Origin of the sequence: Nocardiopsis salina YIM 90010 (assembly GCF_000341025.1) — a bacterium.
Lineage (GTDB): Bacteria > Actinomycetota > Actinomycetes > Streptosporangiales > Streptosporangiaceae > Nocardiopsis > Nocardiopsis salina.
In genome coordinates this window covers 1-455 of sequence record NZ_ANBF01000193.1, presented here as the reverse complement: position 1 = coordinate 455, position 455 = coordinate 1, and the positions used below count along the sequence as shown (strand labels likewise).

At 78.2% G+C, this 455-nt stretch carries 1 pseudogene; it reads left to right on the top strand.

What is annotated here, in order from left to right:
* Nucleotides 1-455, top strand: a pseudogene (locus D474_RS33020) (MinD/ParA family protein); the annotation flags it as partial.

The following is a 455-nucleotide window of genomic DNA, read 5'->3' as shown; positions in this document are numbered from 1 at the left end:
CCCCGCCGCCCTACGCCCGTCAGCCCGAGACCGCCAATCCCCCCGAGGCGCCCGAAACGGTCGCACCCCCGTGGCTTCAGGGGGGCGATCCTGACGGGTCCGAGGGCCCCGACGACATCGAGGACGCGGAGGAGGAGGTGCGCGGAAACACCGTGCGCCTCGTTCCGGGGTCGCGTCCGAGCCGGCGCCGGCCTGGGGTACCGGCCGACCCCGAGGACGATCCGCTCGGGCCCCGGAGGACCGACCGCGGGCCGGAGGTCCCCGAGCCCGAACAGCTGCCGCCTCTCGACACCGTGGCCGAACCCCCGAATCCTGCGCCGTCCGTCGACCCCCCGGCCCCCGCGGCGGGGCCGACCGGTGTCACCGAACCCGCGTCCACCCGCCCGGACCCGGGGACGGACTCGCCCTGGGCGCCGCCGAGGCCGCCCTCCTCCGGGCTCCGTCCCGCGGAGCAG